Source organism: Citrobacter sp. KTE151 (assembly GCF_000398845.1).
In the GTDB taxonomy this organism is placed as follows: Bacteria; Pseudomonadota; Gammaproteobacteria; order Enterobacterales; family Enterobacteriaceae; genus Citrobacter; species Citrobacter braakii.
Window position 1 is genome coordinate 144,152 of the sequence record NZ_KB976064.1, and the last position, 25,210, is coordinate 169,361.

The following is a 25,210-nucleotide window of genomic DNA, read 5'->3' on the forward strand; positions in this document are numbered from 1 at the left end:
TCGCCTCCCTTACGCCTTCTCGATGTTAACTAAAAACGCTTTGTATTCCGGCGTTTGCGAGTTTGCATCACCGACATTCGGCGTCAGGGTGTTGGCGATATAGCCTTTACGCGCGACTCCTTCAAAGCCCCAGTGGATCGGGATCCCAACCGTTTCAACCTGCTGACCGTTGACGTGCAGAGTACGCAGACGACGGGTAACCACGGCAACTGCGCGAATAAATCCACGCTTGCTGCTGACTTTGACGTGATCGCCGTTGGAGATCCCCTTCGCTGCCGCCAGCGTTTCGCTGATTTCCACAAACTGCTCTGGCTGGGCAATCGCATTCAGCAAAGCGTGCTTGGTCCAGGTATGGAAATGTTCGGTCAGACGATAGGTCGTCCCGACGTACGGGAAGTCCTGTTTCGTGCCCATGCGTAGCTTATCCGCTTCGTACAGACGCGCTGCCGGGTTGGAGATCACGTTCGGATGCAGCGGGTTCGTACCCAGCGGCGTTTCCATCGGCTCGTAGTGTTCCGGGAACGGACCTTCCGCCATCTTATCGATAGCGAACAGACGACCCAGCCCTTCCGGCTGCATAATAAACGGATTGGTGCCACTGCCCGGTGCTGCGGTGTTGAAGTCCGGGATATCGTTCCCCGTCCACTTCGTGCCGTTCCACTGGATCAGCATGCGTTTTGGATCCCATGGCTTACCTTGCGGGTCCGCCGAAGCGCGGTTATACAGCACGCGACGGTTTAACGGCCATGCCCAGGCCCAGCCCAGCGTATTACCGAGACCTGACGGGTCGGCGTTATCGCGATTGGCCATCTGGTTGCCCTGCTCGGTCCAGCTACCGGTATAAATCCAGCAGGACGATGACGTAGACCCATCATCGCGCAGAAGCGCAAAGCTGCTGAGTAACTGGCCTTTCTTCGCAACCAGCACACCGTTGGCATCATAGAGATCTTCCAGCGCATAGCCGTTGTTCTCTTTTGCCACTTCTTCGGAGTGCGGTTCGTCCGGCTGCTTATAGTTCCAGCTCATTTTCAGCACGGGTTCTACGGCTTTACCGCCTTCAGTGCGATACATGTCGCGCAGACGGTGATAAATACCGGCCAGAATTTCGCCGTCGTTGCGGGCTTCACCCGGTGCATCCTGACCTTTCCAGTGCCACTGCAGCCAGCGACCGGAGTTGGCGATGGAGCCGTCCTCTTCTGCAAAGCAGGTGGATGGCAAACGGAAGACTTCGGTCTGAATAGAAGCCGGATCAACGTCGTTTGATTCGCCGTGGTTCTGCCAGAACGTTGAGGTTTCAGTTACCAGCGGATCGATAATCACCAGATACTTCAGTTTGCTCAGGCACTGCACCACTTTGTTTTTGTCCGGGAAGGACGCGACCGGGTTAAAGCCCTGACAGATGTAGCCGGTCACTTTCCCGCTATCCATCATGTTGAAGTATTTGATGACGTCGTAGGACTGATCCCACTTCGGCAGCCACTCAAAGCCCCAGTCGTTTTCTTTCTGCGCCGCATTGCCGTAGAAAGATTTCATCAGGCTGACGAAGAATTTCGGGTAGTTGCCCCAGTAGTTCACCTGATCGGCCAACGTCGCTTTTGGCGTGTTAGCGGCCAGATAGGTTTGCAGATCGGCCTGTTTCTCTGACGGCAGCGTCAGGTAGCCTGGCAGACTGGTAGAGAGCAGCCCTAAGTCGGTTAAACCCTGAATGTTGGAGTGACCGCGTAAAGCGTTGACCCCGCCACCTGCCATCCCCATGTTGCCGAGCAGCAACTGGATCATCGCCATGGTACGGATGTTCTGCGCCCCGACGGTATGCTGTGTCCAGCCCAGCGCATACAGGAACGTGGTGGTGCGATCCGCTGCGCTGGTGGAAGCCAGCACTTCGCAAACTTTCAGGAAGTCTTCTTTTGGCGTACCGCAGATGTTTTCCACCACATCCGGCGTGTAGCGGGAAACGTGCTGTTTTAGCAGATTCCAGACACAGCGGGGATGGCTTAACGTTTCATCGCGTTTCGCGTAGCCGTTTTCATCGAACTGGTAGTTCCAGGACGATTTATCGTATTGGCGTTTTTTCGCGTCGTAACCGCTGAACAGGCCGTCTTCAAAAGCAAAATCATCCCGCACCAGCAGGCTGGCGTTGGTGTAATGCTTAACGTATTCAGCGTTGATTTTGTTGTTTTCAATCAGATACAGCAAGACGCCGGACAGGAACGTAATGTCCGTGCCGGAACGAATTGGCGCGTAAATATCCGCTACCGAGGCTGTACGTGTAAAACGGGGGTCAACAACAATTAGCGTGGCATCATTGTTGTTTTTAGCTTCCATCGCCCAGCGGAATCCCACCGGATGTGCTTCAGCGGCGTTACCGCCCATCACCATCACGACGTTGGCGTTTTTAATATCAACCCAGTGGTTGGTCATCGCACCGCGACCAAATGTTGGAGCAAGACTTGCTACCGTTGGTCCGTGTCAGACGCGCGCCTGGTTGTCTACTGCCAGCATGCCGAGTGAGCGCACAAATTTTTGCGTCAGCATGCCGGTTTCATTACTTGCCGCAGATGCGCACAGCATCCCGGTAGAAAGCCAGCGATTTACCGTTACGCCCTGCTCATTCTTCTCAATAAAGTTGGCGTCGCGGTCAGTTTTCATCAACTTCGCGATACGGGTGAAAGCCTCATCCCAGCTGATACGCTGCCATTTGTCGGAGCCTGGAGCGCGATATTCCGGGTAACGCAGACGGTTTTCACTGTGCACGTAATCCAGTAATCCTGCGCCCTTAGGGCATAATGCCCCACGGCTCACCGGATGATCCGGATCCCCTTCAATATGGTAAATCGACTCTTTGGCGTTTTTTGCTCCATCTCCCAGGCTATACATTAATAGCCCGCAACCTACGGAACAGTATGTGCAGGTGTTTCGGATCTCTTTGGCGCGCAACAGCTTATAGTTTCGCGCCTGAGCCAGTGCCATTTTGGGTGCAAAACCCAGAGCGGCTACTGTTGTTCCCGCCATACCGCCCGCGCAGATTTTAAAAAATTGTCTGCGGCTGACGTCCATTGCTTTCCTCTTTTTTGCAGGGGTTCGTACAGGAAATCTCTCAAATTGCGCCAGCGCGGCATGATTGAAAGATGACATGTACAACTTCGCGACGAAACTATCAGCTATATCCATATTTTTTTTGCGTCAAATCAATAACGAAACGGTTCCGCTACTAAATAGTGCACTTCGCTTAACCTTTGCACCCATAAGGGAGTAGATAAAAGGGAATTAATTAGCGCGCTACGGTGTAAAGGTGCTATACATTTCAGCTTAATTTTTGCCAGTACCATGGACAGACAATCAGCATGACAAAACAAAAAGCAACGTTAATTGGGCTTATTGCCATCGTGCTCTGGAGCACGATGGTCGGGCTTATTCGTGGGGTAAGCGAAGGACTGGGGCCGGCAGGCGGCGCGGCGATGATTTTTACATTAAGCGGCCTGTTGCTGATATTTACCGTCGGCTTCCCAAATATCAGAAAAATTCCTGTGCGATATTTAATCGCCGGCAGCGTGCTTTTTGTTAGCTATGAAATATGCTTAGCGCTGGCCCTCGGCTATGCCGCCACTCGTCACCAGGCTATTGAAGTCGGTATGGTCAATTATCTCTGGCCAAGTCTGACAATATTATTCGCCATCTTATTTAATGGCCAAAAAACAACCTGGTTGGTGATTCCCGGATTAATCATCGCATTGACCGGGGTTTGTTGGGTGTTGGGGGGCGAAAACGGCCTCAATCCTGGAGAAATTATCAGTAATGTTGCCAGCAGCCCGCTTAGCTATTTCCTCGCCTTTCTCGGCGCTTTTATCTGGGCAACGTATTGCACGGTGACTAATAAATATGCAAAAGGTTTTAACGGCATCACCGTGTTCGTTTTACTAACGGCGGCAAGTTTGTGGGTTTACTATTTTATTACGCCTCAACCGGAAATGGTTTTCAGCACTTCGGTGACGATTAAAATGTTCACTGCAGCATTAACGTTAGGATTTGCCTATGCCGCGTGGAATATTGGCATTTTGCATGGCAACGTGACCGTTATGGCCGTCGGGTCTTATTTTACTCCAGTGCTCTCCTCTGCGCTGGCGGCGGTGTTGCTCAGCTCCCCGCTGTCACTATCCTTCTGGCAAGGAGCTCTAATGGTCTGCGCGGGGTCTCTGCTTTGCTGGCTGGCAACGCGCCGTGCCTGAAAAAAAGTCGGGTTTTATCACAAACAAATAAAATCCGGCTATACTTTAGACAATTTAATGAATAATAATTGTTCATTCCACTGCGGTTTATGTTTATATTTGTTTAATTAAATGTTAAATATATGGAAATTAATTAACGCCCGAAAGTAATACTCGGTCATCTATATCTCTTCACATGTATATATTACACCTACGAAACTAACGCCATTTAAATCATAGCCTGCACAATAGTCCCCCATGTAAATATACCCATTCCGATCTGTCACATATTAAGATTAATACAATCAGCTATATTATGTAGATCTGGATCACACAACTTCAAATATTTCGCAATATTATGAAACTTATTATTGAACTTATACCACTGCGTCATTTAAAAATGGTTTGCCATTGACGAACCCCTTCGTTTAGCAATGGTTTAGGAAACACACCAAGAAATAATTATAAGGATTATTTAGAATGAAACTTAAATTAGTTGCAGTGGCAGTGACTAGCCTGTTGGCGGCAGGTGCGGTAAACGCAGCTGAGGTATATAACAAAGACGGTAACAAACTGGACCTGTACGGTAAAGTTCACGCTCAGCACTACTTCTCTGACGATACCAGCAGCGATGGCGACAAAACTTACGCGCGTCTGGGCTTCAAAGGCGAAACTCAGATCAACGACCAACTGGTTGGTTTTGGTCAGTGGGAATATGAATTCAAAGGCAACCGTTCTGAAGATCAGGGTTCCGAAGCAGACAAAACCCGTCTGGCATTCGCTGGCCTGAAATTCGCTGAATACGGTTCTTTCGACTACGGTCGTAACTACGGCGTAGCATACGACATCGGCGCATGGACCGACGTTCTGCCAGAGTTCGGTGGCGATACCTGGACCCAGACTGACGTCTTCATGACTGGCCGTACTACTGGCGTTGCAACCTACCGTAACACCGACTTCTTCGGTCTGGTCGAAGGTCTGAACTTTGCTGCTCAGTACCAGGGCAAAAACGACCGTGGCAACCTGAAAGAAGCTAACGGCGACGGCTTCGGTCTGTCTACTACCTATGAGTACGAAGGCTTCGGCGTAGGTGCGACCTATGCGAAATCTGACCGTACCGACCGTCAGGCTGTAGGTAACAACGCTTTCATGGCTTCCGGTAAGAACGCTGAAGTATGGGCTGCTGGTCTGAAATACGATGCGAACAACATCTACCTGGCAACGACCTACTCTGAAACCCGTAACATGACCACCTATGGCGGTACTGGTATTACAGGTATTGCAGACAAAGCACAGAACTTTGAAGCAGTTGCTCAGTACCAGTTCGACTTCGGTCTGCGTCCGTCCATTGCTTACCTGAAATCCAAAGGTAAGGACATCAATGGTTACGGCGACCAGGATCTGGTTGAATACGTAGACTTGGGTGCTACCTACTACTTCAACAAAAACATGTCTACCTTCGTTGATTACAAAATCAACCTGCTGGATGACAATAACTTCACCACTGCAGCAAAAGTATCAACCGACAACATCGTTGCTGTTGGTCTGAACTACCAGTTCTAATTTTGTTGTAGTCTGAATACAAAGCCAGTCCTTCCAGGGCTGGCTTTTTCTCTTAATGTAGACTCGGTCATAAGGAGTATGCCGTGCAGACATTCACTGGTCGTTGTCTTTGCGGGCAGAGTCATTTTACCGTCGACGTCGAAATGCTGGATGTCTATGCCTGTCATTGTACGCTGTGCCAGAAGTGGTCAGGTGGCATCGCTATGTATCTGGAAGCCAGCGCTCAGCCGCTGATGTCGCCAGATTCAGCAGAACCTTCGCACTTCCCATCTTCAAATCGTGGTGAACGTTTCTTCTGTTCCGGATGCGGGTGCCCGCTGTGGTTTACCCTAACGGGCAGCGATCGTTATTTTGTGCCGTGGACGCTGCTGGAGCTGAATGAGGTGGATCGCCGCCGCCTGGTTTTAGCGGCAGAGATCTATACGGAAACACAGCCTGCGTTCTGGAGGCTGACGGGGCAATACGCTCGACTGAGTGGGAAAGAAGTCGAAGAGATGGATTACCCCTGTCATTTAGCCCATTAGTTATTGACGCTGTACCTTTGCCAGACTGAACCACATTCCTACCGCTAATACGATAAGCATGCTGCCGGCGCTGCTTAAGGCCACGCTGTGCGACCAGGTAAAGGCTTCTTTAGCAGCCGACAGCAACGCCTCACTCAGCGACAACGGGAGCGAGTGCGCCAGTTGCACCGCCTCCCCCATTGACGATGAGGCTCGTTCTATCTCCTGTGGGTTAAGTCCGACAGGCGGCAGAATCGAGGCTGAAAAGCTGCGGCTCAACAACAAACCAAAGATAGCGATCCCAAGCCCGGCCCCCAGTTCATAAGCCATTGTCTCGATGGCGCCCGCGGCTGCGGCTTTTTCTGCCGGGGCTGCCGCCATGATAGCCGCCGTTGAGGCCAGCAGCGCACTGGCGGCGCTGAAACCGAGCAAAGCCATTAATATCCAGGCTTGAATCTGCTGAGTACTGAAATCCGTCATCGCCAGGCCGTAAAAACTGACGGCGCTAAGCGCCATACCCGCCGTTGCCACACAACGTAATCCCAGGCGTGACACCAGCATACCGGCAATGGGTCCGCTGAAGCCGCTTGCCAGCATCACCGGCAGCATAAACAATCCCGCCTGATACGGTGTTAAACCATGAACAAACTGTAGCTCCTGAGCCATCAGTAACTCGAAACCCACCAGAGTTATCATGGCGGTCATCGCCATCACAACGCCGCTTAAGATGATACGATGCGTGAACAGCCGCATATCAATCATCGGGCGGGAAGCAGCGAGCTGAATGCGGACAAACTGCCACAACAGTAACGCGCCGGTTAACAGCGTCAACGCAATGGCAGCGGTCGCCGTATGCCCTTTCAGCGCGGTTTTAGCGCTGTAAACCAGCAGCAGAATGGCGACAATCAGCATTATCGCATGACCGAAATTTAACGACTGATCGCGACGTCCGGCCTGGCGCGGCACTAAACGTGCGGTTAAGGCCATCACCACCAGGACAATCGGTACATTAATTAAGAATACGGATCCCCAGTAGAAGTGCTCCAGCAGCATTCCACCAACCAGTGGGCCAAATGCCGCACCGCCGGAACCCACGGCAGCCCAGACACCGAGCGCCATATTGCGATGCCGTTGCTCAGCGAATGTGGCGCGAATACCCGCAAGCGTTGCCGGAACAATCATCGCCGCCCCAATCGCCAATACAGCCCGAGTGGCAATCAGCCAACCCGCGCTGTGGGCAAAGGCAGCGGCCAGCGATGCGAGACCAAATAATCCGCCCCCTAACAGCAGCAGACGTTTAAAGCCAATACGATCGCCCAGCGCGCCCATTGGCAATACCATTCCGGCCATTACCAGAGAATAAATATCAATGATCCACAGCAGCTCGTTACCACTGGCACCCAGCGTCATACTCAGCGTGGGCGCGGCAACGTGCAGCACCGTTGCATCAATCGCAACAGGGATGTAGACCAGTACAATAATGACTAACGTTAACCACTGACGAAACATAAAACTCCCTAACGAAACTGAAACTGGACACGTGTCCAGCTTTAGCGAGCCTACGGAAATTTGAACGTATGTCCAACTTTTTGTTAGACTGCGTGCTATACGGGTACAGGAGGAAAGATGAGCTATCTGAATCGGGACGAACGTCGGGAAGTTATTCTGCAAGCGGCCATGCGTGTCGCGCTTGAGGAAGGATTTACTGCTATGACGGTGCGGCGTATTGCCACGGAAGCTCAGGTGTCCACCGGGCAGGTACACCATCACTTTACCTCTGCGGGTGAGTTAAAATCCCTCGCGTTTGTGCAACTGATACGGACCCTTCTGGATGCCGAACAGGTCAGTGATAACGCCAGCTTCCGCGAACGACTGCATGCTATGTTGGGCAGCGAAGATGGCGGGTTCGAACCCTACATTAAACTGTGGCGCGAAGCGCAGGTCCTGGCGGATAAAGATCCGGAAATCAAAAGCGCCTACCTGCTAACCATGCGGATGTGGCATGAAGAAACCGCCGCTATCATCACTCAAGGACAGAGTGCAGGTGAATTTTCAGCAATACCGGATGCGGCCGAGGTGGCCTGGCGCTTAATCGCATTGGTTTGCGGTCTGGATGGCATCTATGTCTTAGGCATTGAGGAAATGGCCGACCCTGCATTCGAACGCCATTTGGATCGTATGATTACGTTAGAGTTAGTTAATTGATGTTATAGATGAATTAATAATACATCTTTTAATTTTACAATTGGTAACACTTAAGCAACATGTAATTCCCTCATCACGCCGCGTTATTGCGCTTTTTTATCTATTCTTTCAGTCAATATTCCCAAAACTTTTCAATAGTTTCTAAAAAGAACTCGCGCGGCGCTGTGTGCGTTTATTTCTTTTTCATGAACGGCATGGGCATGGAGAATAATATGTCAGCATCAAATGAGAAAAATAATCGTTATCTTTTAACTGACTGGAAACCGGAGAACCCCGCCTTTTGGGAAAACAAAGGTAAGCATATTGCACGCAGAAACCTCTGGATATCAGTAAGTTGTCTGTTGCTGGCGTTCTGCGTCTGGATGTTGTTCAGCGCCGTGGCAGTCAATCTGAATAAAATTGGGTTTAATTTCACCACTGACCAACTGTTTTTATTAACGGCATTGCCTTCTCTTTCTGGCGCAATATTACGCGTTCCCTACTCCTTTATGGTACCTATATTTGGTGGGCGCCGGTGGACCATTTTTAGCACGATTATTCTGGTTATTCCCTGCGTCTGGCTCGGTTTTGCCGTGCAAAATAACGCTACTCCGTTTGGCGTATTTATTATCATTGCGCTGATGTGTGGTTTTGCTGGCGCAAACTTTGCCTCCAGCATGGGTAATATCAGCTTTTTCTTCCCCAAAGCGAAACAAGGCAGCGCATTAGGCGTTAACGGTGGTCTCGGCAACCTTGGCGTCAGCGTGATGCAGTTGATCGCGCCGCTGGTGATCTTTCTGCCTATCTTTACCTTTTTGGGCGTACAGGGCGTACCGCAAGCCGACGGCTCGTTATTGTCGCTGGCCAATGCCGCATGGATTTGGGTTCCGTTACTGCTGATAGCCACCTTAGCAGCAGGCATGGGAATGAACGATATTGCCAGTTCGAAGGCCTCAATTGCTTCCCAGTTGCCGGTCCTCAAACGTTTTCATCTGTGGTTATTAAGCCTGCTGTATCTCGCCACCTTCGGTTCATTTATCGGCTTTTCGGCAGGCTTTGCCATGCTGGCGAAAACTCAGTTCCCGGACGTGAATATCCTGCAACTGGCGTTCTTCGGCCCCTTCATCGGCGCTCTTGCGCGATCGGCAGGTGGGGTGATCTCTGACAAATTCGGCGGTGTGCGCGTCACGTTAATTAACTTCATCTTTATGGCGTTGTTTAGCGCCCTGCTGTTTCTCACCCTGCCAGGGTTAGGCGAAGGAAACTTTGTCGCCTTCTACCTGGTGTTTATGGGCTTGTTCCTGACTGCGGGTCTGGGAAGCGGCTCAACCTTCCAGATGATCGCGGTGATCTTTCGCAAAATCACCATATACCGGGTCAAGCTGCACGGTGGTACTGAAGAACAGGCCCAACGTGAGGCGGTAACCGATACCGCTGCCGCCCTGGGATTCATCTCTGCTATTGGCGCTGTGGGGGGCTTTTTCATCCCCAAAGCGTTTGGTTCATCGCTGGCGCTGACCGGTTCTCCGGTGGGCGCAATGAAAATATTCCTCGTGTTTTACATCGTCTGCGTGCTGGTGACCTGGCTGGTCTATGGCCGTAAATCACAAAAAAAATAACAAAATGGATACCGCAGGATCGGACAGTTCGATAGGCCGGATAAGGCGTTAACCGCCATCCGGCCTACCGTTCGATTCACCGTCGGCAATATTCTCAAAGCAGGAGTTATGTCATGAGTAAACTGTTCGATCGCTTTCGCTACTTTAAACAAAAGGGCGATACGTTTGCCGATGGGCACGGGCAAGTGATGCACACCAACCGGGACTGGGAAGACAGCTATCGTCAGCGCTGGCAGTTCGACAAAATTGTGCGTTCTACCCACGGCGTTAACTGTACCGGCTCATGCAGTTGGAAAATCTACGTCAAAAACGGACTGGTGACCTGGGAAACGCAGCAAACCGACTACCCGCGAACTCGCCCTGACCTGCCAAATCATGAACCCCGTGGCTGCCCGCGCGGTGCCAGCTACTCCTGGTATCTTTACAGCGCCAACCGTCTGAAATATCCCCTGGTGCGTAAACGTCTGATCGAACTGTGGCGCGACGCCCTGTCCCGCCAGCCCGATCCGGTGCTGGCCTGGGAATCCATTATGAACGACCCGCAAAAATGCCAGAGCTACAAGCAGGTACGCGGGCGCGGTGGTTTTATCCGTTCCAACTGGAAAGAGCTTAATCAGCTCATTGCCGCCGCCAACGTCTGGACGGTGAAAACCTATGGCCCGGATCGCGTGGCCGGGTTCTCCCCGATCCCTGCTATGTCGATGGTCTCCTATGCCGCAGGCACACGTTATCTTTCGCTACTGGGCGGAACCTGCCTGAGCTTCTATGACTGGTACTGCGACTTACCGCCTGCATCACCGATGACCTGGGGCGAACAGACCGATGTTCCAGAATCCGCCGACTGGTATAACTCCAGCTACATCATCGCCTGGGGGTCAAACGTGCCGCAGACCCGTACCCCGGATGCGCACTTTTTTACTGAAGTACGCTACAAAGGCACCAAGACGATTGCCATTACGCCGGATTACTCGGAAGTCGCTAAACTGTGCGACCAGTGGCTGGCCCCCAAGCAAGGAACAGACAGCGCGTTGGCGATGGCGATGGGCCACGTTATCCTGAAAGAATTCCACCTCGACAATCCCAGCGATTACTTCATCAATTACTGTCGTCGCTATACCGATATGCCGATGCTGGTTTTGCTGGATGCCCGGGAAGATGGCAGCTACGTGCCAGGTCGCATGATGCGCGCCTCAGACCTTGTCGATGGTCTGGGCGAAAGTAACAATCCGGAGTGGAAAACCGTGGCCTTTAACACTGCTGGCGAACTGGTGGTCCCGAACGGGTCTATCGGTTTTCGCTGGGGCGAGAAAGGTAAATGGAACCTGGAGCCACTGGCGGCTGGCGCTGAAACAGAACTTTCCCTCTCGTTGCTCGGTCAGCATGATGAAGTGACCGGCGTGGCATTCCCCTACTTTGGCGGCAACGAAAACCCACATTTTCGCAGCGTGAAACAGGAACCCGTGCTGATTCGTCAACTGCCGGTAAAACATCTTACCCTCGCCGATGGCAGCCGTTGCCCGGTGGTAAGCGTCTATGATCTGGTGCTGGCGAATTACGGCCTCGACCGTGGTCTGGATGACGCTCATAGCGCGCAAGATTACAGCGAAGTGAAAGCCTACACCCCGGCCTGGGGAGAGCAAATTACCGGTGTCCCTCGTCGTCATATCGAACAAATCGCCCGTGAGTTTGCCGATACGGCGCACAAAACGCATGGCCGTTCGATGATTATCCTCGGGGCTGGCGTCAACCACTGGTATCACATGGATATGAACTACCGTGGAATGATTAACATCCTCGTGTTCTGCGGTTGTGTGGGACAAAGCGGCGGCGGCTGGGCGCACTATGTGGGTCAGGAGAAACTGCGTCCGCAAACTGGCTGGTTGCCGCTGGCCTTTGCGCTGGACTGGAACCGCCCGCCGCGTCAGATGAACAGCACCTCGTTTTTCTACAATCACTCCAGCCAGTGGCGTTATGAAAAACTCACCGCTCAGGAACTCCTCTCTCCGCTGGCTGACGCGTCGAAGTTTAGCGGACATTTGATCGACTTTAACGTGCGGGCAGAAAGAATGGGCTGGCTGCCGTCCGCGCCGCAGCTCAACCTCAACCCTCTGAGCGTCAAAGCAAAGGCAGAACAAGCGGGAGTGTCGCCTGCGCAATACACTGCACAGGCGCTGAAATCGGGTGAAATTCGTTTTGCCTGCGAGCAGCCGGATAGTGGTAACAACCATCCGCGTAATCTCTTCGTCTGGCGCTCTAACCTGCTCGGCTCCTCCGGTAAAGGGCATGAATACATGCTCAAGTATCTGCTGGGTACCGAAAGCGGGATCCAGGGGGAAGCGCTCGGTTCAAGCGAAGGTATCAAACCTGAAGAGGTGGAATGGCAGTCCGCGGCGATAGAGGGCAAGCTTGATCTGCTGGTAACGCTCGATTTCCGTATGTCGAGTACCTGCCTGTTCTCCGATGTCGTTTTGCCGACCGCCACCTGGTATGAAAAAGACGATATGAACACCTCGGATATGCATCCGTTTATTCACCCGCTGTCGGCGGCGGTCGATCCTGCGTGGGAATCGAAGAGCGACTGGGAAATTTATAAAGGCATCGCCAAAGTCTTCTCTGAGGTTTGCGTCGGGCACCTTGGGCAAGAAACGGATGTGGTATTACAACCGCTGCAACACGACTCCCCGGCAGAGCTGGCGCAGCCGTTTGACATTCAGGACTGGCGTAAAGGCGAATGCGATCTCCTCCCGGGGAAAACGGCGCCCAATATTGCCGTCGTGGAACGTGACTATCCCGCCACCTACGAACGCTTCACTTCGCTCGGTCCGCTAATGGACAAGCTCGGTAACGGCGGGAAAGGTATTACGTGGAATACCCAGGCGGAGGTCGATTTCCTCGGCAAGCTGAACTACACCAAACGCGAAGGTCCGGCGAAAGGCCGACCACTGATAGACACCGCGCTGGATGCGTCTGAGGTGATCCTCGCCCTGGCACCGGAAACGAACGGTCAGGTGGCGGTGAAAGCCTGGGAAGCGCTGGGAGCGATGACCGGACGCGACCATACGCATCTGGCGTTGAACAAAGAAGACGAGAAAATCCGTTTTCGCGATATTCAGGCGCAGCCGCGCAAAATCATCTCCAGCCCCACCTGGTCCGGGCTGGAAAGTGAACATGTCTCCTATAACGCAGGCTATACCAACGTCCACGAGCTGATCCCGTGGCGTACCCTGTCCGGTCGCCAACAGTTGTACCAGGATCACGCGTGGATGCGAGCGTTTGGTGAAAGTCTGGTGGCATATCGTCCGCCTATCGATACCCGAAGCGTCAGCAATATGCGCGAAGTTCCGCCTAACGGCTTCCCGGAAAAAGCGCTCAACTTCCTGACTCCGCATCAGAAATGGGGGATCCACTCTACCTACAGCGAAAACCTGCTGATGCTGACGCTGTCGCGCGGCGGCCCCATTGTCTGGATCAGTGAAACCGATGCTAAAGAGCTGGGCATTGAGGATAACGACTGGATTGAAGCCTTTAACGCCAACGGCGCGCTCACCGCGCGTGCTGTGGTGAGTCAGCGCGTGCCGCCGGGAATGACCATGATGTATCACGCTCAGGAGCGAATCATGAATATCCCTGGCTCGGAAGTCACCGGTATGCGCGGCGGGATCCATAACTCAGTCACCCGCGTCTGCCCGAAACCCACGCACATGATCGGCGGCTATGCGCAACTGGCATACAGCTTCAACTATTACGGCACGGTCGGCTCTAACCGCGATGAGTTCATCATGATTAGAAAAATGAAAAATATTAACTGGCTGGATGATGAAGGTCGCGATCAGGTACAGGAGGCGAAAAAATGAAAATACGCTCACAGGTAGGCATGGTTCTTAATCTGGATAAGTGCATCGGCTGCCACACCTGCTCCGTCACCTGTAAAAACGTCTGGACCGGGCGCGAAGGGATGGAATATGCGTGGTTTAACAACGTTGAGACCAAGCCAGGCATTGGTTATCCGAAAAACTGGGAAGATCAGGAAGAGTGGCAAGGCGGCTGGGTTCGCGATGTTAACGGGAAGATAAGGCCGCGCCTGGGCGGCAAGATGGGCGTTATCACCAAAATTTTTGCTAACCCGGTGATCCCGCAAATCGATGATTATTACGAACCCTTTACCTACGATTATCAGCATCTGCATAGCGCGCCGGAAAGCAAGAATCAGCCCACCGCACGTCCGCGTTCGCTGATAGATGGCAAACGGATGGACAAGATTATCTGGGGCCCTAACTGGGAAGAGTTGCTCGGCGGTGAGTTCTCAAAACGTGCCCGCGACCGTAACTTTGAGAAAATGCAAAAGGAGATGTACGGGCAATTCGAAAACACCTTCATGATGTATTTACCGCGCTTGTGCGAACACTGCCTGAACCCAAGCTGTGTCGCCACCTGCCCGAGCGGTGCCATCTATAAGCGTGAAGAAGACGGCATCGTGTTGATCGACCAGGATAAATGTCGCGGCTGGCGCTTGTGCATCAGCGGTTGTCCGTACAAAAAAATCTACTTTAACTGGAAGAGCGGTAAATCAGAGAAGTGCATTTTCTGCTACCCGCGTATTGAGTCCGGCCAGCCGACGGTATGTTCGGAAACCTGCGTGGGACGCATCCGCTATCTTGGCGTATTGCTGTACGACGCCGACCGCATAGAAGAAGCAGCCAGCACCAAGCATGAGACCGATCTCTACGAGCGTCAGTGCGATGTTTTCCTCAATCCGCACGACCCGGCGGTCATTGAAGAGGCGTTAAAACAAGGTATTCCGCACAACGTCATCGAAGCGGCCCAACGTTCGCCCGTTTACAAGATGGCGATGGACTGGAAGCTGGCACTGCCGCTGCACCCGGAATACCGCACCCTGCCGATGGTCTGGTATGTACCGCCGTTGTCGCCGATTCAGTCGGTCGCTGACGCGGGGGGACTGCCGCACAATGGCAACATTCTGCCAGCGGTTGAATCACTGCGAATTCCGGTTCAGTACCTTGCCAACATGCTTAGCGCGGGCGATACCGGTCCGGTGCTGCGCGCGCTAAAACGAATGATGGCCATGCGCCATTATATGCGTTCGCAAACCGTAGAAGGCGTTACGGACACCCGCGCGATTGAGGAAGTGGGTCTGACCGTTGAGCAGGTTGAAGAGATGTATCGCTATCTGGCCATCGCCAACTATGAAGACCGCTTCGTGATCCCGACCAGCCACCGTGAAATGGCGCGTGATGCGTTCCCGGAGAAAAACGGTTGCGGATTTACCTTTGGCGACGGCTGCCATGGTTCAGATACCAAATTCAACCTGTTTAACAGCAGTCGTATTGACGCCATCGACATCACCGAAGTGCGCGATAAAGCGGAGGGTGAATAATGCAAATCCTGAAGGTTATCGGCCTGCTGATGGAATATCCCGACGAGTTGCTGTGGGAGTGTAAAGACGAGGCGCTGGCGCTTGTGGCCAGCGATGCCCCAATGCTTACCGAATTTAGCCAGGGGCTGCTCAATGCGCCATTACTGGATAAACAAGCCGAATGGTGTGAGATATTTGACCGGGGCCGGGCCACCTCTCTGCTGCTGTTTGAGCACGTGCACGCCGAGTCTCGCGATCGGGGCCAGGCGATGGTTGATCTGTTGGCGCAGTACGAAAAGGTCGGACTGCAGCTCGACTGCCGCGAACTGCCGGATCATCTGCCGCTGTATCTGGAGTACTTAAGCGTATTGCCGGAAGCGGAGGCCAAAGAAGGATTGCAGAACGTCGCACCGATTCTGGCGCTGCTGGGTGGGCGTTTGAAACAGCGTGATACGCCGTGGTATCAACTGTTTGACGCCCTGCTACTGCTTGCCGGAAGCCCTCTTTCAAGTGACAGTGTCACTAAGCAGGTTGGCACGGAAACCCGCGACGATACCCGACAGGCGCTGGATGCCGTCTGGGAAGAGGAACAGGTGAAGTTTATCGAGGATAACGCCACCGCCTGTGACAGTTCACCGTTACAAAACTATCAACGACGCTTTAGCCAGGACGTGGCACCTCAGTATGTCGACGTCAGCGCGGGAGGCCCGAAATGATACAGTACCTGAACGTCTTTTTTTACGATATCTACCCGTACCTGTGCGGCACGGTGTTTATCCTCGGCAGTTGGCTACGCTATGACTACGGGCAATACACCTGGCGGGCCTCTTCCAGCCAGATGCTGGACAAACGCGGCATGGTGTTATGGTCAAACCTGTTCCACATCGGCATTCTGGGGATCTTTTTCGGGCACTTGTTTGGCATGTTAACCCCGCACTGGATGTATGCCTGGTTCCTGCCGATTGCGGTGAAGCAGCAGATGGCGATGATCGCCGGTGGGCTCTGTGGCGTGCTGACGCTGGTCGGTGGCGCTGGCTTGCTGGTACGTCGTTTGACCAATCCGCGCATTCGTGCAACCTCCTCCACTGCCGATATCCTGATCCTCTGCGTTCTGCTGATTCAGTGTATCCTCGGCTTAACCACCATCCCATTCTCTGCGCAGCATCCTGACGGCAGTGAAATGCTGAAACTGGTAGGTTGGGCGCAGTCGGTGGTGACTTTCCAGGGCGGCGCGTCTGCGCATCTGGATGGCGTGGCGTTGATTTTCCGTGTGCATCTGGTTTTGGGGATGACTATCTTCCTGCTGTTCCCGTTCACACGCCTGGTTCACGTGTGGAGCGCGCCGTTTGAGTACTTTACCCGCCGCTATCAAATAGTGCGTTCACGCCGATAAATCCGCATTGAAATGTCGGGTGACGACACGCCTTATCCGGCCTACAACCAGGCACCGTAGGCCGGATAAGATAGCGGTCATCGCCATCCGGCATTTTGCACGTTATGATGCTTCTCCATTCCAGGGAGAACGTTAATGAAACCACAGGTTTACCACGTCGATGCCTTTACCTCGGTACCCTTTCGCGGCAATTCAGCAGGTGTGGTTTTGCATGCTGACGGACTGAGCGAAGCGCAGATGCAACTCATTGCTCGCGAGCTGCGTCATTCGGAAACCGCTTTCCTGCTGACCAGCGACGACAGCGATGTTCGCATCCGCTATTTCACGCCGACGGTCGAAGTTCCTATCTGTGGGCATGCTACCGTCGCTGCACATTATGTGCGGGCAAACGTGCTTGGCTTGGGCAACAGTACAGTCTGGCAAACCTCGCTGGCTGGTCGTCATCGGGTGGATATCGAAGCTACCGGGAATGACTATCGTATTAGCCTTGAACAAGGCGTACCCGGATTTGAACCTCCGCTGGAAGGGGTTATTCGTAGTGCGATTATCGAGGCCCTACACCTGAGCGAAGACGATATGCTGGCAGGCTTGCCGATTCAGGTTGCTACCACCGGGCATTCGAAAGTGATGATTCCGCTCAAGCCCGAGGTGGACCTCGACGCCCTTTCCCCTGATTTGCAGGCTTTGACAGCCATCAGCCAACAAATTGGCTGTAACGGCTTCTTTCCTTTTCAAATCCGCCCGGGCGAAAACGCCACCGATGGCCGCATGTTTTCGCCTGCAATTGGGATTGTGGAAGACCCGGTTACCGGCAATGCCAACGGTCCAATGGGCGCGTGGTTGGTTCACCATGGGCTGATGGCGCATGATGGGAAAACGTTACGTGTTCAGGGACATCAGGGCCGTGCGCTCGGGCGCGACGGTATTGTTGATGTGACGGTAACTATCCGTGATAACCAGCCAGAAAAAGTCACCATTACCGGTTCGGCGGTGATCCTGTTTCACGCAGAATGGGCGATAGATTTTTAATTGTTCCCGTAGGCCGGATAAGGCCTACAACGTTCAAAATCATTGACTATAAAAATTTTATATGAATCTAAAAATAACAAATTCGTGATATCAAAATAATTTACAAAGTTGAACAGAGATAATGTCATGTACATTTATGAATCAGCTAAAAAATACTGGAGGAACAAGCTAAACGGTATCCTGATAGTGATTTTTATTTCCCTAATAAAAATTATGAAAAACAGCTCAAAATCTATAATGCTAAGTCAAAGTTGATAAACTCAAACGCGCTTTAAAGCCAACAATAGGGCTAAGTTCTTCTTATTGGTCTGAGTCTGTTAATATTTTTGCGAAAAAATATTTGGAATCTGTTTTTTCGATGCGCGATATAACAAGAACATTTAAAACATTAGCCGGGATGCTTCATTTTGCAGAAAATGAAAAGGATATAGTAAGTCAACATACTAATAAAAGTATGGGTAAAAACATTATGACAAATACGATTATATTATTGAAAAACGTGAAACCACGTTGAAATGGGAGAAAGCGTTACAGATACTATTATCAAATAATGGGATTGATAAGATCAATCTCATTATAGAGAACGAAAAAACAATAGAACACATTCATAAAGAAAATTTAATTAAATTAATTATTGAAAGCCTGAATCATCCCCCCAAAAAAAATTCAGGCATTTTTATTTTATGAGACGGGAATCACATAACCGATGTGAGAATTAGTCTGTCATCGTATCCTGAGAATTTAAATTAATAAAAAAGGAACACGAAATGGGATATGGATTTTTTTTAGTCATTGGAGATAAAACAACTTGCGGTGGGAAAATTATTTCTGGCTGTATCGAACATACGATTCATGGACAACCAACCGCTTGTGAAGGTGATCAATATATATGTGGTGTAGATAAGAAACTTTATCAAATAGTAGGTGGTCAACCAGGTTATTTTATACATGACAGGCGGGCAGCCGGAACGGCCCACAGTGTTGGTATGTGCCCATGTAAATGTCGATTTATTCATTCGCATTCAGGTATGACTTATGATTATGAGAGCATGGCTATCAACACGTCAAAACCAGTAACAAATAGAATAGAGCCGGTAACACCACATAACGTACCAAAACCGCTTACTATGGCACCAGGATCATCCTGTCCAGTAGAAGAAGATGAACCATCATGCGAGCCTGTAGATGCGGGATTTTGCGTATTACCTTACGGGTCCACACCATCATCATATGAACAGTATATTTTCGTTAATCCACCAGAAGGAACTCGCGAACTATATAAAAAATTAAATCCAGATATAAAGAAAAAACCTGGTTCAATTTTAATTATTGTAGATCCAAAAAAACAGGATGCAGATCAAATCAAACATATCGAGAGAGCTAGAGATAGAATTGATAATGCGTTGGAACCATTAACATTAGACGAAGCAAGATTTTTATATCAGAACAGACATGTAATAGACATGTTTACTTCATATGGTTCTGACTATGGCGGTATTCTGAGTGATATGTCAGAAAAATATTTTGGTGAAATTGAAAGTACGTTAAAGCAAATTCAGGACACATATAAAAACACTTATGCAACTCGTGGCATTTTAATTAGCGAGCAATTTTTTGCAGAGCGAAGAAGATTATTCAAAAAGCTGGATGGTATATTTTTAAAAATATTTAGGGAGCACATTGGCCTTGCTCAATATGATGATATGAAAAAAGCACTAAGATTATCTTCGTCTTCAATTGTCCATAAATGGAATCAAACTGGCGTTAACGATATTGAAGGTTACGCAACTTATATAGAAAAATCGGCAAAACTGGCAAAGCTGATGAAAACATTCAATAAAGTTAGTATCGGTTTGTCAGCATTGAATGGTGCTACTTCTATTTATGATGCCTGTACAATTGGTAGAGACTGTGAAAAAACAGCTTACACTGAAATTGGCAAATTTTCTGGTGGATTAGCTGCTCCGGTAGTATTTAAAATTGCCATTAAATCAACATCGACAGCAGTCTGTTCAATTGTATTGGCTGCATTAAGTGCTCCAGCAGGAGGCGCGGGAGCTATAGCTTGCCAAATTGTTGTACCAGCATTGACCACTTTTGGAGTTAGTAAGGCTGGCGAAGAAGGGGGGGCGTTGTTAGGTGAATCAATATATAATATGACTAATTAATATATAAGCAGAAGCAATTAATTAGCTTCTGCTATTATGATTAAACAATGAGGGAATATATGACTAGCAATGAATTAATTATATTAATTTTAACTGGAGTAGTTGTTCTTGGCACTATAATTTTATATATATTAATGTTTATTGGAAATAAGAATTTTTATGTAATATGTTCTTTGTATAAAGAAAGATTTGGATATTTGCCTTTTAACACTGAATTATTTTATAAATCATCACCATTCTTTATTTCTGGTTATGATATAAAAATGAGTTTTATTATATCCCCCTTGATATTCAATAAAAAATGCCTTGCTAGTTCAAATGATTGCGATGTGGAGTTTATAAAATCATTACCGAAAAAATTAACAAGAATTTATGTGGTAACTTTTTATTTTAGCATACCCATAGCAATCTCCTTTATTGTAGCGGTTATAATGGCATATTTGAATAAATAAAGGGGCTCCGTTGGAGTCCCTTTACTAGCTTTATTTCAATGCACCATATATCTGATCAACAATCCAACCATAAGCAGCTATATCAAGTTTCATGTTATACCCTCAATCCAGGTCTACGTTTTTGCAGCCAAACAATGCAGTGATGATAAACCCTGAAACGTAACAGATCAGAACACCACCACCATAAACGGCAATCGCCGGAAGAATCCCGTTGTTAGATGTCATGAGCGGTAACGCAACAAGCCCTGACGGGCCAAAGGCACTGTTAAGGCGATTACGCCAATCCGGCACTAATCCCGATGCCCCTATTTCCCCGCGTCCGGATGCGTATCAAACGCCGCCATTACCGTCGCCAGCTCATCCTGGGTAAACCCATGCTTCACGTCATCCACGCCCAGGCCAAACCGCTCCTGCAACAAAGCATACAGGCTGGGGACGTCAGGCAGATTAATCTGTTCTACCGCGTGTCCATCCTGATAATGGGTGAAATGAAAATTGGTTAACGTTAATTTCCCGCCGTCGGGCAGATGACGACACATCAGCAAATGATGGCGAAAATGTGATTGCGGCCAGTGAGCGGACCAGAAGTTGCCTATCAGATAATCGCTCTGATGCTGTACGACCAGGTCGAAACGGTACATTGATTGCCAGTGTTCGTGATGACAGAACTGTAGGATCCAGTCTTCACCTTCCTGAATCAACCGATACTCGCCGTGTGGTGTCTTCTGCTCAACATTCGCCTGCAGACGAATCGGCGCCGTCAGCGTCTGCCCGCCGAAACCAACGTCGGCGATCCACTGCTTCCCCTGCAACTCAACCAGCAACAGACGATGCGTGCGTGGTGGCAGGCTTGACGGGTTCGCCAGTACCACACGTCCGAGCAGACTGCGTACGGTAAAACCGATTTCGCGTAGCGCCCGCTCAAATACTCCGTTCTGTTCAAAACAATAGCCGCCGCGACGCGCCGTCACCAGCTTCTCCTCCAAAGACAAATCATCAAGCTGCATCTCTCTTGGAAGCAATACATCCAGGTTTTCAAAAGGTATGGCGGCGTTGTGCAGTAAATGCAGCGCCCGTAAGGTTTCAATGTTGACCCTGGCCAAATCTGACCAGCCAATACGGGCAAAATAAGCGGTTAAAAAAGGCGTCATACGGAGTTCCTGTTCAATTAATGCAGTACTTATAACGCATTTTTAATTTTGCGCCGTCGATTTTGTGCGTTGTTCCTCCAGACGAGGCGACAAAATCGCTAATACCGTTAATATCTATGTTTATTGTGGTGTGTTATCTCTCAGCCAAGGAGCATCCATGAGCCATTTTCGTCCGATCGAATTAAAACATGCCAGTCGGTTGCTAAATCACGGCCCAACGATATTAATCACCAGCCGGGATGAGCATACCGAGCGGCGAAATGTGATGGCTGCAGCGTGGTCAATGCCCGTGGAGTTTGAACCACCGCGGATCGCGATTGTTGTCGACAAGACCGCCTGGTCACGGGAGCTCATTGAACGTAGCGGCAAATTCGGCATCGTTATTCCGGGCGTTGCCGCCGCCAACTGGACCTGGGCCGTAGGCAGCGTTTCCGGTCGTGTGGAAGATAAATTCAACTGCTACGGCATTCCCGTGGTGCAGGGACCGGTACTGGGTTTACCGCTGATTGAAGAAAAATGTCTGGCCTGGATGGAGTGTCGCCTGTTGCCTGCCACTGCGGCACAGGAAAAATATGACACGCTGTTTGGTGAAGTGGTCTCGGCTGCCGCTGATGAGCGAGCCTTCGCGGAAGGACGCTGGCAGTTTGATGATGGCAAGCTCAATACCCTGCATCACCTTGGGGCCGGAACGTTTGTCTCCAGCGGAAAACTCATAACAGCAGCTGAATAATGGCACGACAAAACGGGCGGAAAATCCGCCCGTTTTTTCTTACATGCTGTAGCCGGGTTTTTTAATCAACCTGGCCATCTGCGGCACAATCTCCGCATCCCACACGCCCTGCCACGCCTCGGGCTCAATTTCATTAAGCGCCACACTCACTGAACTGTCTTTGCTTTGCAAATGACGAATAATGACGTCGGTAATATCCGCCGCCAGCGCGGATTTTTGTTCGTCGTTCAGGTCGCGAGGAAAACATTTGATATCGACGTGCGGCATAGCAGATTCCTTATTGTTTTGGGATGCAGGTAACTTATGCGGATTCTCGTTCCACCAGGTGAAATCCAACATCAATAATATCGTCTTCACGCGGAATTTGTTCGATACGATCGGCAAGCAGAGAGGCGGCGCGTTGTCCAATAGCCCGTCTGTCGACGCTGACGGTGGTGATGGCAGGTCGGTTACTGGCGGCAAAGTCGAGATCGCCAAAACCGATTACCGCTAATTCCTGCGGCACGCGTAGACCACGGCTTTCGGCTTCCATGATCGCCCCCTGGGCTAACGTATCTGAGCTACAGACGATGACATCAAACGCGCGTTCAGCCAATAGCTGTGCCAACCCGCTACGCCCCAATGCCAGAGAGGCAGGAAGCGGGACATCCACCTGTGCACCAGCCGCAATACCATGACGGCTCAGCGCATCGCACAGTCCTTGTTTACGCTGGCCTGCCCGGCGATCGGCGGTCCATAGCAAACCAGGACGGCGATACCCTTTTTCCAGCAAATAGTCTGCTACCGCCTGCCCGACTTTTTCATGCGAAAACCCCACCAGCATATCGATGGGCGTTGGCGTTAAATCCCATATTTCCACGACCGGGATGGCCGCATTAAGAATCACCTTTTTCAGCTCGGCGGTATGATGGATACCGGTGAGCACTACACCATCCGGGCGACGAGAAAGCAGCGTCGCCACCAGCTCAGCCTCTGTTTGCGGCGTATAACCCGACACGCAGAGCAAGATGTGGTATCCGCGTTCAGCCAGTTCATCGCTCAATGACTGAATGGTATCGACAAACATATTGTTGTTAATTTGTGGGACAACCACAGCGATAAGCTTACTGCGACGCGACGCCAGCCCCCCGGCCAGCGCGTTGGGAATATAGCCAGTGGCGCGTACCGCCTGCATCACTTTTTCTACTGTTCTCGGGCGCACCAGTTGCGGGGTATTCAACGCCCTGCTCACCGTCATGGGCGACAATCCCGCGGTACGGGCAACATCTTCCAGCGTGGGTGCGCGCGGAGGTCTGGGATTTTTCACTGTCGATGCCCTTGTCAAAAATCGCTGATTTATCCTGGCATTATTCATCATGATTTCGGCTATTGCCAGCGCCCCTCTACGATAACGCTGAGAAAACAGCAGCTTAGTTAATTAGCGTCATCTGAAATGATAGCGCCATCATAATGACTTGTGCATTTACCCATAAAGTATTGGAATGTGATGCTGTTTACAAGTTACTGCCCTTTTGTCTCAGTATTTGTGAGCGATTGTTCAAAACGCATTCAATTCGCTGGCGCAATGATTGCGCTAACACTAAAAATGTTAGCGCAATCATTTGTTATCACCAGGAGAGATTAAAATGTCATTAAGTGCGAATTCCGATGCCGTAACGTATGCCAAATCAGCCAATGCAAAAACCGCGGCTGAAACCGGCGACCGTATCGAGTGGGTTAAGCTATCCCTGGCTTTCCTTCCTCTGGCAACACCCGTGAGCGATGCCAAAGTGCTGACCGGTCGCCAGAAACCCCTAACCGAAGTCGCCATTATTATCGCGGAGATCCGCAGTCGCGACGGGTTTGAAGGCGTTGGATTTAGTTACTCCAAACGGGCTGGCGGCCAGGGGATCTATGCTCATGCCAAAGAAATTGCCGATAACCTGTTAGGCGAAGATCCAAACGATATCGACAAGATCTACACCAAGCTGCTGTGGGCTGGAGCTTCCGTAGGGCGCAGCGGCATGGCGGTTCAGGCTATCTCCCCTATCGATATCGCCTTGTGGGATATGAAGGCCAAGCGTGCAGGGTTGCCGCTGGCAAAACTATTGGGTGCACACCGGGACTCCGTGCAGTGTTACAACACCTCCGGCGGATTCCTGCATACGCCGCTGGATCAGGTGCTCAAAAACGTCGTTATTTCCCGTGAAAACGGCATTGGCGGCATCAAACTCAAGGTTGGTCAGCCAAACTGCGCCGAGGATATTCGCCGCTTAACCGCGGTGCGTGAAGCGCTGGGCGATGACTTCCCGCTGATGGTCGATGCCAATCAGCAGTGGGATCGAGAAACCGCCATTCGTATGGGACGAAAAATGGAGCAGTTCAATCTGATCTGGATTGAAGAGCCGCTGGATGCCTACGATGTGGAAGGTCACGCCCAACTGGCCGCCGCGCTTGATACCCCGATTGCTACCGGTGAAATGCTGACCAGCTTCCGCGAACATGAACAGCTGATCCTCGGTAATGCCAGTGATTTTGTGCAGCCCGATGCACCGCGTGTGGGGGGAATTTCACCGTTTCTGAAAATTATGGACCTGGCGGCGAAACACGGTCGCAAACTGGCTCCGCACTTTGCCATGGAAGTTCACCTGCATCTGTCCGCCGCTTACCCGCTTGAGCCATGGTTGGAACATTTCGAATGGCTGAACCCGTTATTTAATGAACAGCTTGAGCTGCGCGATGGTCGGATGTGGGTTTCCGACCGTCACGGTCTGGGGTTCAGCATCAGCGAGCAGACACGCCGCTGGACGCAATTAACCTGCGAGTTTGGTAAACGTCCTTAATTTATTTGGCGGGTAAG

The 25,210-nt window shown here is 50.9% G+C and carries 19 protein-coding genes and 1 pseudogene; 14 read left to right on the forward strand and 6 right to left on the reverse strand.

Annotated elements, in window-relative coordinates; translation table 11 throughout:
• Positions 1–9 precede the first annotated feature (9 nt).
• Positions 10–3,057, reverse strand: a complete 3,048-nt coding sequence (gene fdnG, locus WC7_RS13910) for a formate dehydrogenase-N subunit alpha (protein ID WP_094169740.1) — start codon at positions 3,055–3,057, stop codon at positions 10–12.
• A gap of 287 nt (positions 3,058–3,344) precedes the next feature.
• Between fdnG and yddG the strand changes: the two genes are divergently transcribed.
• From yddG to WC7_RS13890, 3 genes are all read left to right on the forward strand, one after another.
• Entirely contained in the window at positions 3,345–4,226 is an 882-nt protein-coding gene (yddG, locus tag WC7_RS13900; protein ID WP_016153109.1) for an aromatic amino acid efflux DMT transporter YddG, read from the forward strand.
• 459 nt (positions 4,227–4,685) lie between these two features.
• Positions 4,686–5,768 (forward strand): porin OmpD, encoded by a 1,083-nt coding sequence (gene ompD / locus WC7_RS13895; protein ID WP_016153110.1) that lies wholly within the window; start codon positions 4,686–4,688, stop codon positions 5,766–5,768.
• Between the two features lie 143 nt (positions 5,769–5,911).
• Positions 5,912–6,292, forward strand: a complete 381-nt coding sequence (locus tag WC7_RS13890; protein WP_087121860.1) for a GFA family protein — start codon at positions 5,912–5,914, stop codon at positions 6,290–6,292.
• Here the strand turns inward: WC7_RS13890 and WC7_RS13885 are convergent, their stop codons facing one another.
• Positions 6,293–7,780 carry an MFS transporter gene (locus WC7_RS13885; protein ID WP_016153112.1) on the reverse strand — a complete coding sequence of 496 codons (1,488 nt, stop codon included), beginning with the start codon at positions 7,778–7,780 and terminating at the stop codon, positions 6,293–6,295. It lies immediately after the preceding gene.
• 117 nt (positions 7,781–7,897) lie between these two features.
• On the opposite strand from WC7_RS13885, the gene WC7_RS13880 reads away from it, so the two are divergent.
• The 9 genes from WC7_RS13880 to WC7_RS26685 all read left to right on the forward strand — a co-directional run bounded on the left by WC7_RS13880 (position 7,898) and on the right by WC7_RS26685 (position 20,490).
• The gene (locus WC7_RS13880; RefSeq protein WP_016153113.1) at positions 7,898–8,476 is read left to right on the forward strand and encodes a TetR family transcriptional regulator; all 579 of its coding nucleotides are present in this window, start codon (positions 7,898–7,900) and stop codon (positions 8,474–8,476) included.
• Between the two features lie 212 nt (positions 8,477–8,688).
• The gene (locus tag WC7_RS13875; protein ID WP_016153114.1) at positions 8,689–10,074 is read left to right on the forward strand and encodes a NarK family nitrate/nitrite MFS transporter; all 1,386 of its coding nucleotides are present in this window, start codon (positions 8,689–8,691) and stop codon (positions 10,072–10,074) included.
• A 113-nt stretch (positions 10,075–10,187) separates the two neighbouring features.
• Complete coding sequence (locus tag WC7_RS13870) at positions 10,188–13,928, forward strand: nitrate reductase subunit alpha (RefSeq protein ID WP_016153115.1); 3,741 nt, start codon at positions 10,188–10,190, stop codon at positions 13,926–13,928.
• On the forward strand, positions 13,925–15,469 hold the full coding sequence (narH, locus tag WC7_RS13865; protein ID WP_016153116.1) for a nitrate reductase subunit beta: 1,545 nt from the start codon (positions 13,925–13,927) through the stop codon (positions 15,467–15,469). Before WC7_RS13870 ends, narH begins: the two co-directional genes overlap by 4 nt.
• Positions 15,469–16,164: a nitrate reductase molybdenum cofactor assembly chaperone gene (gene narW / locus WC7_RS13860; RefSeq protein ID WP_016153117.1), complete on the forward strand. Its 696-nt coding sequence runs from the start codon at positions 15,469–15,471 to the stop codon at positions 16,162–16,164. Before narH ends, narW begins: the two co-directional genes overlap by 1 nt.
• Positions 16,161–16,841, forward strand: a complete 681-nt coding sequence (gene narI, locus WC7_RS13855; RefSeq protein ID WP_003833047.1) for a respiratory nitrate reductase subunit gamma — start codon at positions 16,161–16,163, stop codon at positions 16,839–16,841. The genes narW and narI overlap by 4 nt, the downstream gene beginning before the upstream one ends.
• Positions 16,842–16,976: 135 nt before the next feature.
• Entirely contained in the window at positions 16,977–17,870 is an 894-nt protein-coding gene (locus WC7_RS13850) for a PhzF family isomerase (protein WP_016153118.1), read from the forward strand.
• A gap of 767 nt (positions 17,871–18,637) precedes the next feature.
• Positions 18,638–20,038 carry a PAAR domain-containing protein gene (locus WC7_RS13845; protein WP_016153120.1) on the forward strand — a complete coding sequence of 467 codons (1,401 nt, stop codon included), beginning with the start codon at positions 18,638–18,640 and terminating at the stop codon, positions 20,036–20,038.
• A 59-nt stretch (positions 20,039–20,097) separates the two neighbouring features.
• Positions 20,098–20,490: a hypothetical protein gene (locus WC7_RS26685; protein ID WP_016153121.1), complete on the forward strand. Its 393-nt coding sequence runs from the start codon at positions 20,098–20,100 to the stop codon at positions 20,488–20,490.
• Positions 20,491–20,592: 102 nt separating this feature from the next.
• Here the strand turns inward: WC7_RS26685 and murP are convergent.
• Both murP and nhoA read right to left on the reverse strand, forming a co-directional pair.
• A pseudogene (gene murP, locus WC7_RS0124530) lies at positions 20,593–20,760 on the reverse strand (PTS N-acetylmuramic acid transporter subunit IIBC); the annotation flags it as partial.
• Between the two features lie 35 nt (positions 20,761–20,795).
• Positions 20,796–21,641, reverse strand: coding sequence for an N-hydroxyarylamine O-acetyltransferase (nhoA, locus tag WC7_RS13840; RefSeq protein WP_016153122.1), 846 nt, complete (start codon positions 21,639–21,641; stop codon positions 20,796–20,798).
• A 157-nt stretch (positions 21,642–21,798) separates the two neighbouring features.
• Between nhoA and WC7_RS13835 the strand changes: the two genes are divergently transcribed.
• Complete coding sequence (locus tag WC7_RS13835; RefSeq protein WP_016153123.1) at positions 21,799–22,371, forward strand: flavin reductase family protein; 573 nt, start codon at positions 21,799–21,801, stop codon at positions 22,369–22,371.
• Positions 22,372–22,410: 39 nt separating this feature from the next.
• Here WC7_RS13835 and pptA read toward each other — a convergent pair whose 3' ends face one another.
• Together pptA and WC7_RS13825 are read right to left on the reverse strand one after the other, a co-directional pair.
• Positions 22,411–22,638 carry a tautomerase PptA gene (pptA, locus tag WC7_RS13830; protein WP_016153124.1) on the reverse strand — a complete coding sequence of 76 codons (228 nt, stop codon included), beginning with the start codon at positions 22,636–22,638 and terminating at the stop codon, positions 22,411–22,413.
• Positions 22,639–22,672: 34 nt separating this feature from the next.
• Positions 22,673–23,725: a LacI family DNA-binding transcriptional regulator gene (locus tag WC7_RS13825; protein ID WP_233628821.1), complete on the reverse strand. Its 1,053-nt coding sequence runs from the start codon at positions 23,723–23,725 to the stop codon at positions 22,673–22,675.
• A 271-nt stretch (positions 23,726–23,996) separates the two neighbouring features.
• Between WC7_RS13825 and WC7_RS13820 the strand changes: the two genes are divergently transcribed.
• Positions 23,997–25,193 carry an L-talarate/galactarate dehydratase gene (locus WC7_RS13820; protein WP_016153126.1) on the forward strand — a complete coding sequence of 399 codons (1,197 nt, stop codon included), beginning with the start codon at positions 23,997–23,999 and terminating at the stop codon, positions 25,191–25,193.
• Positions 25,194–25,210: the final 17 nt, after the last annotated feature.

Coding starts and splice junctions, on each gene's coding strand:
- yddG (WP_016153109.1), top strand. CDS start 3,345: ATGACAAAACAAAAAGCAACGTTAATTGGGCTTATTGCCATCGTGCTC.
- ompD (WP_016153110.1), top strand. CDS start 4,686: ATGAAACTTAAATTAGTTGCAGTGGCAGTGACTAGCCTGTTGGCGGCA.
- WC7_RS13890 (WP_087121860.1), top strand. CDS start 5,912: ATGCTGGATGTCTATGCCTGTCATTGTACGCTGTGCCAGAAGTGGTCA.
- WC7_RS13885 (WP_016153112.1), bottom strand. CDS start 7,780: ATGTTTCGTCAGTGGTTAACGTTAGTCATTATTGTACTGGTCTACATC.
- WC7_RS13880 (WP_016153113.1), top strand. CDS start 7,898: ATGAGCTATCTGAATCGGGACGAACGTCGGGAAGTTATTCTGCAAGCG.
- WC7_RS13875 (WP_016153114.1), top strand. CDS start 8,689: ATGTCAGCATCAAATGAGAAAAATAATCGTTATCTTTTAACTGACTGG.
- WC7_RS13870 (WP_016153115.1), top strand. CDS start 10,188: ATGAGTAAACTGTTCGATCGCTTTCGCTACTTTAAACAAAAGGGCGAT.
- narH (WP_016153116.1), top strand. CDS start 13,925: ATGAAAATACGCTCACAGGTAGGCATGGTTCTTAATCTGGATAAGTGC.
- narW (WP_016153117.1), top strand. CDS start 15,469: ATGCAAATCCTGAAGGTTATCGGCCTGCTGATGGAATATCCCGACGAG.
- narI (WP_003833047.1), top strand. CDS start 16,161: ATGATACAGTACCTGAACGTCTTTTTTTACGATATCTACCCGTACCTG.
- WC7_RS13850 (WP_016153118.1), top strand. CDS start 16,977: ATGAAACCACAGGTTTACCACGTCGATGCCTTTACCTCGGTACCCTTT.
- WC7_RS13845 (WP_016153120.1), top strand. CDS start 18,638: ATGGGATATGGATTTTTTTTAGTCATTGGAGATAAAACAACTTGCGGT.
- WC7_RS26685 (WP_016153121.1), top strand. CDS start 20,098: ATGACTAGCAATGAATTAATTATATTAATTTTAACTGGAGTAGTTGTT.
- nhoA (WP_016153122.1), bottom strand. CDS start 21,641: ATGACGCCTTTTTTAACCGCTTATTTTGCCCGTATTGGCTGGTCAGAT.
- WC7_RS13835 (WP_016153123.1), top strand. CDS start 21,799: ATGAGCCATTTTCGTCCGATCGAATTAAAACATGCCAGTCGGTTGCTA.
- pptA (WP_016153124.1), bottom strand. CDS start 22,638: ATGCCGCACGTCGATATCAAATGTTTTCCTCGCGACCTGAACGACGAA.
- WC7_RS13825 (WP_233628821.1), bottom strand. CDS start 23,725: ATGAATAATGCCAGGATAAATCAGCGATTTTTGACAAGGGCATCGACA.
- WC7_RS13820 (WP_016153126.1), top strand. CDS start 23,997: ATGTCATTAAGTGCGAATTCCGATGCCGTAACGTATGCCAAATCAGCC.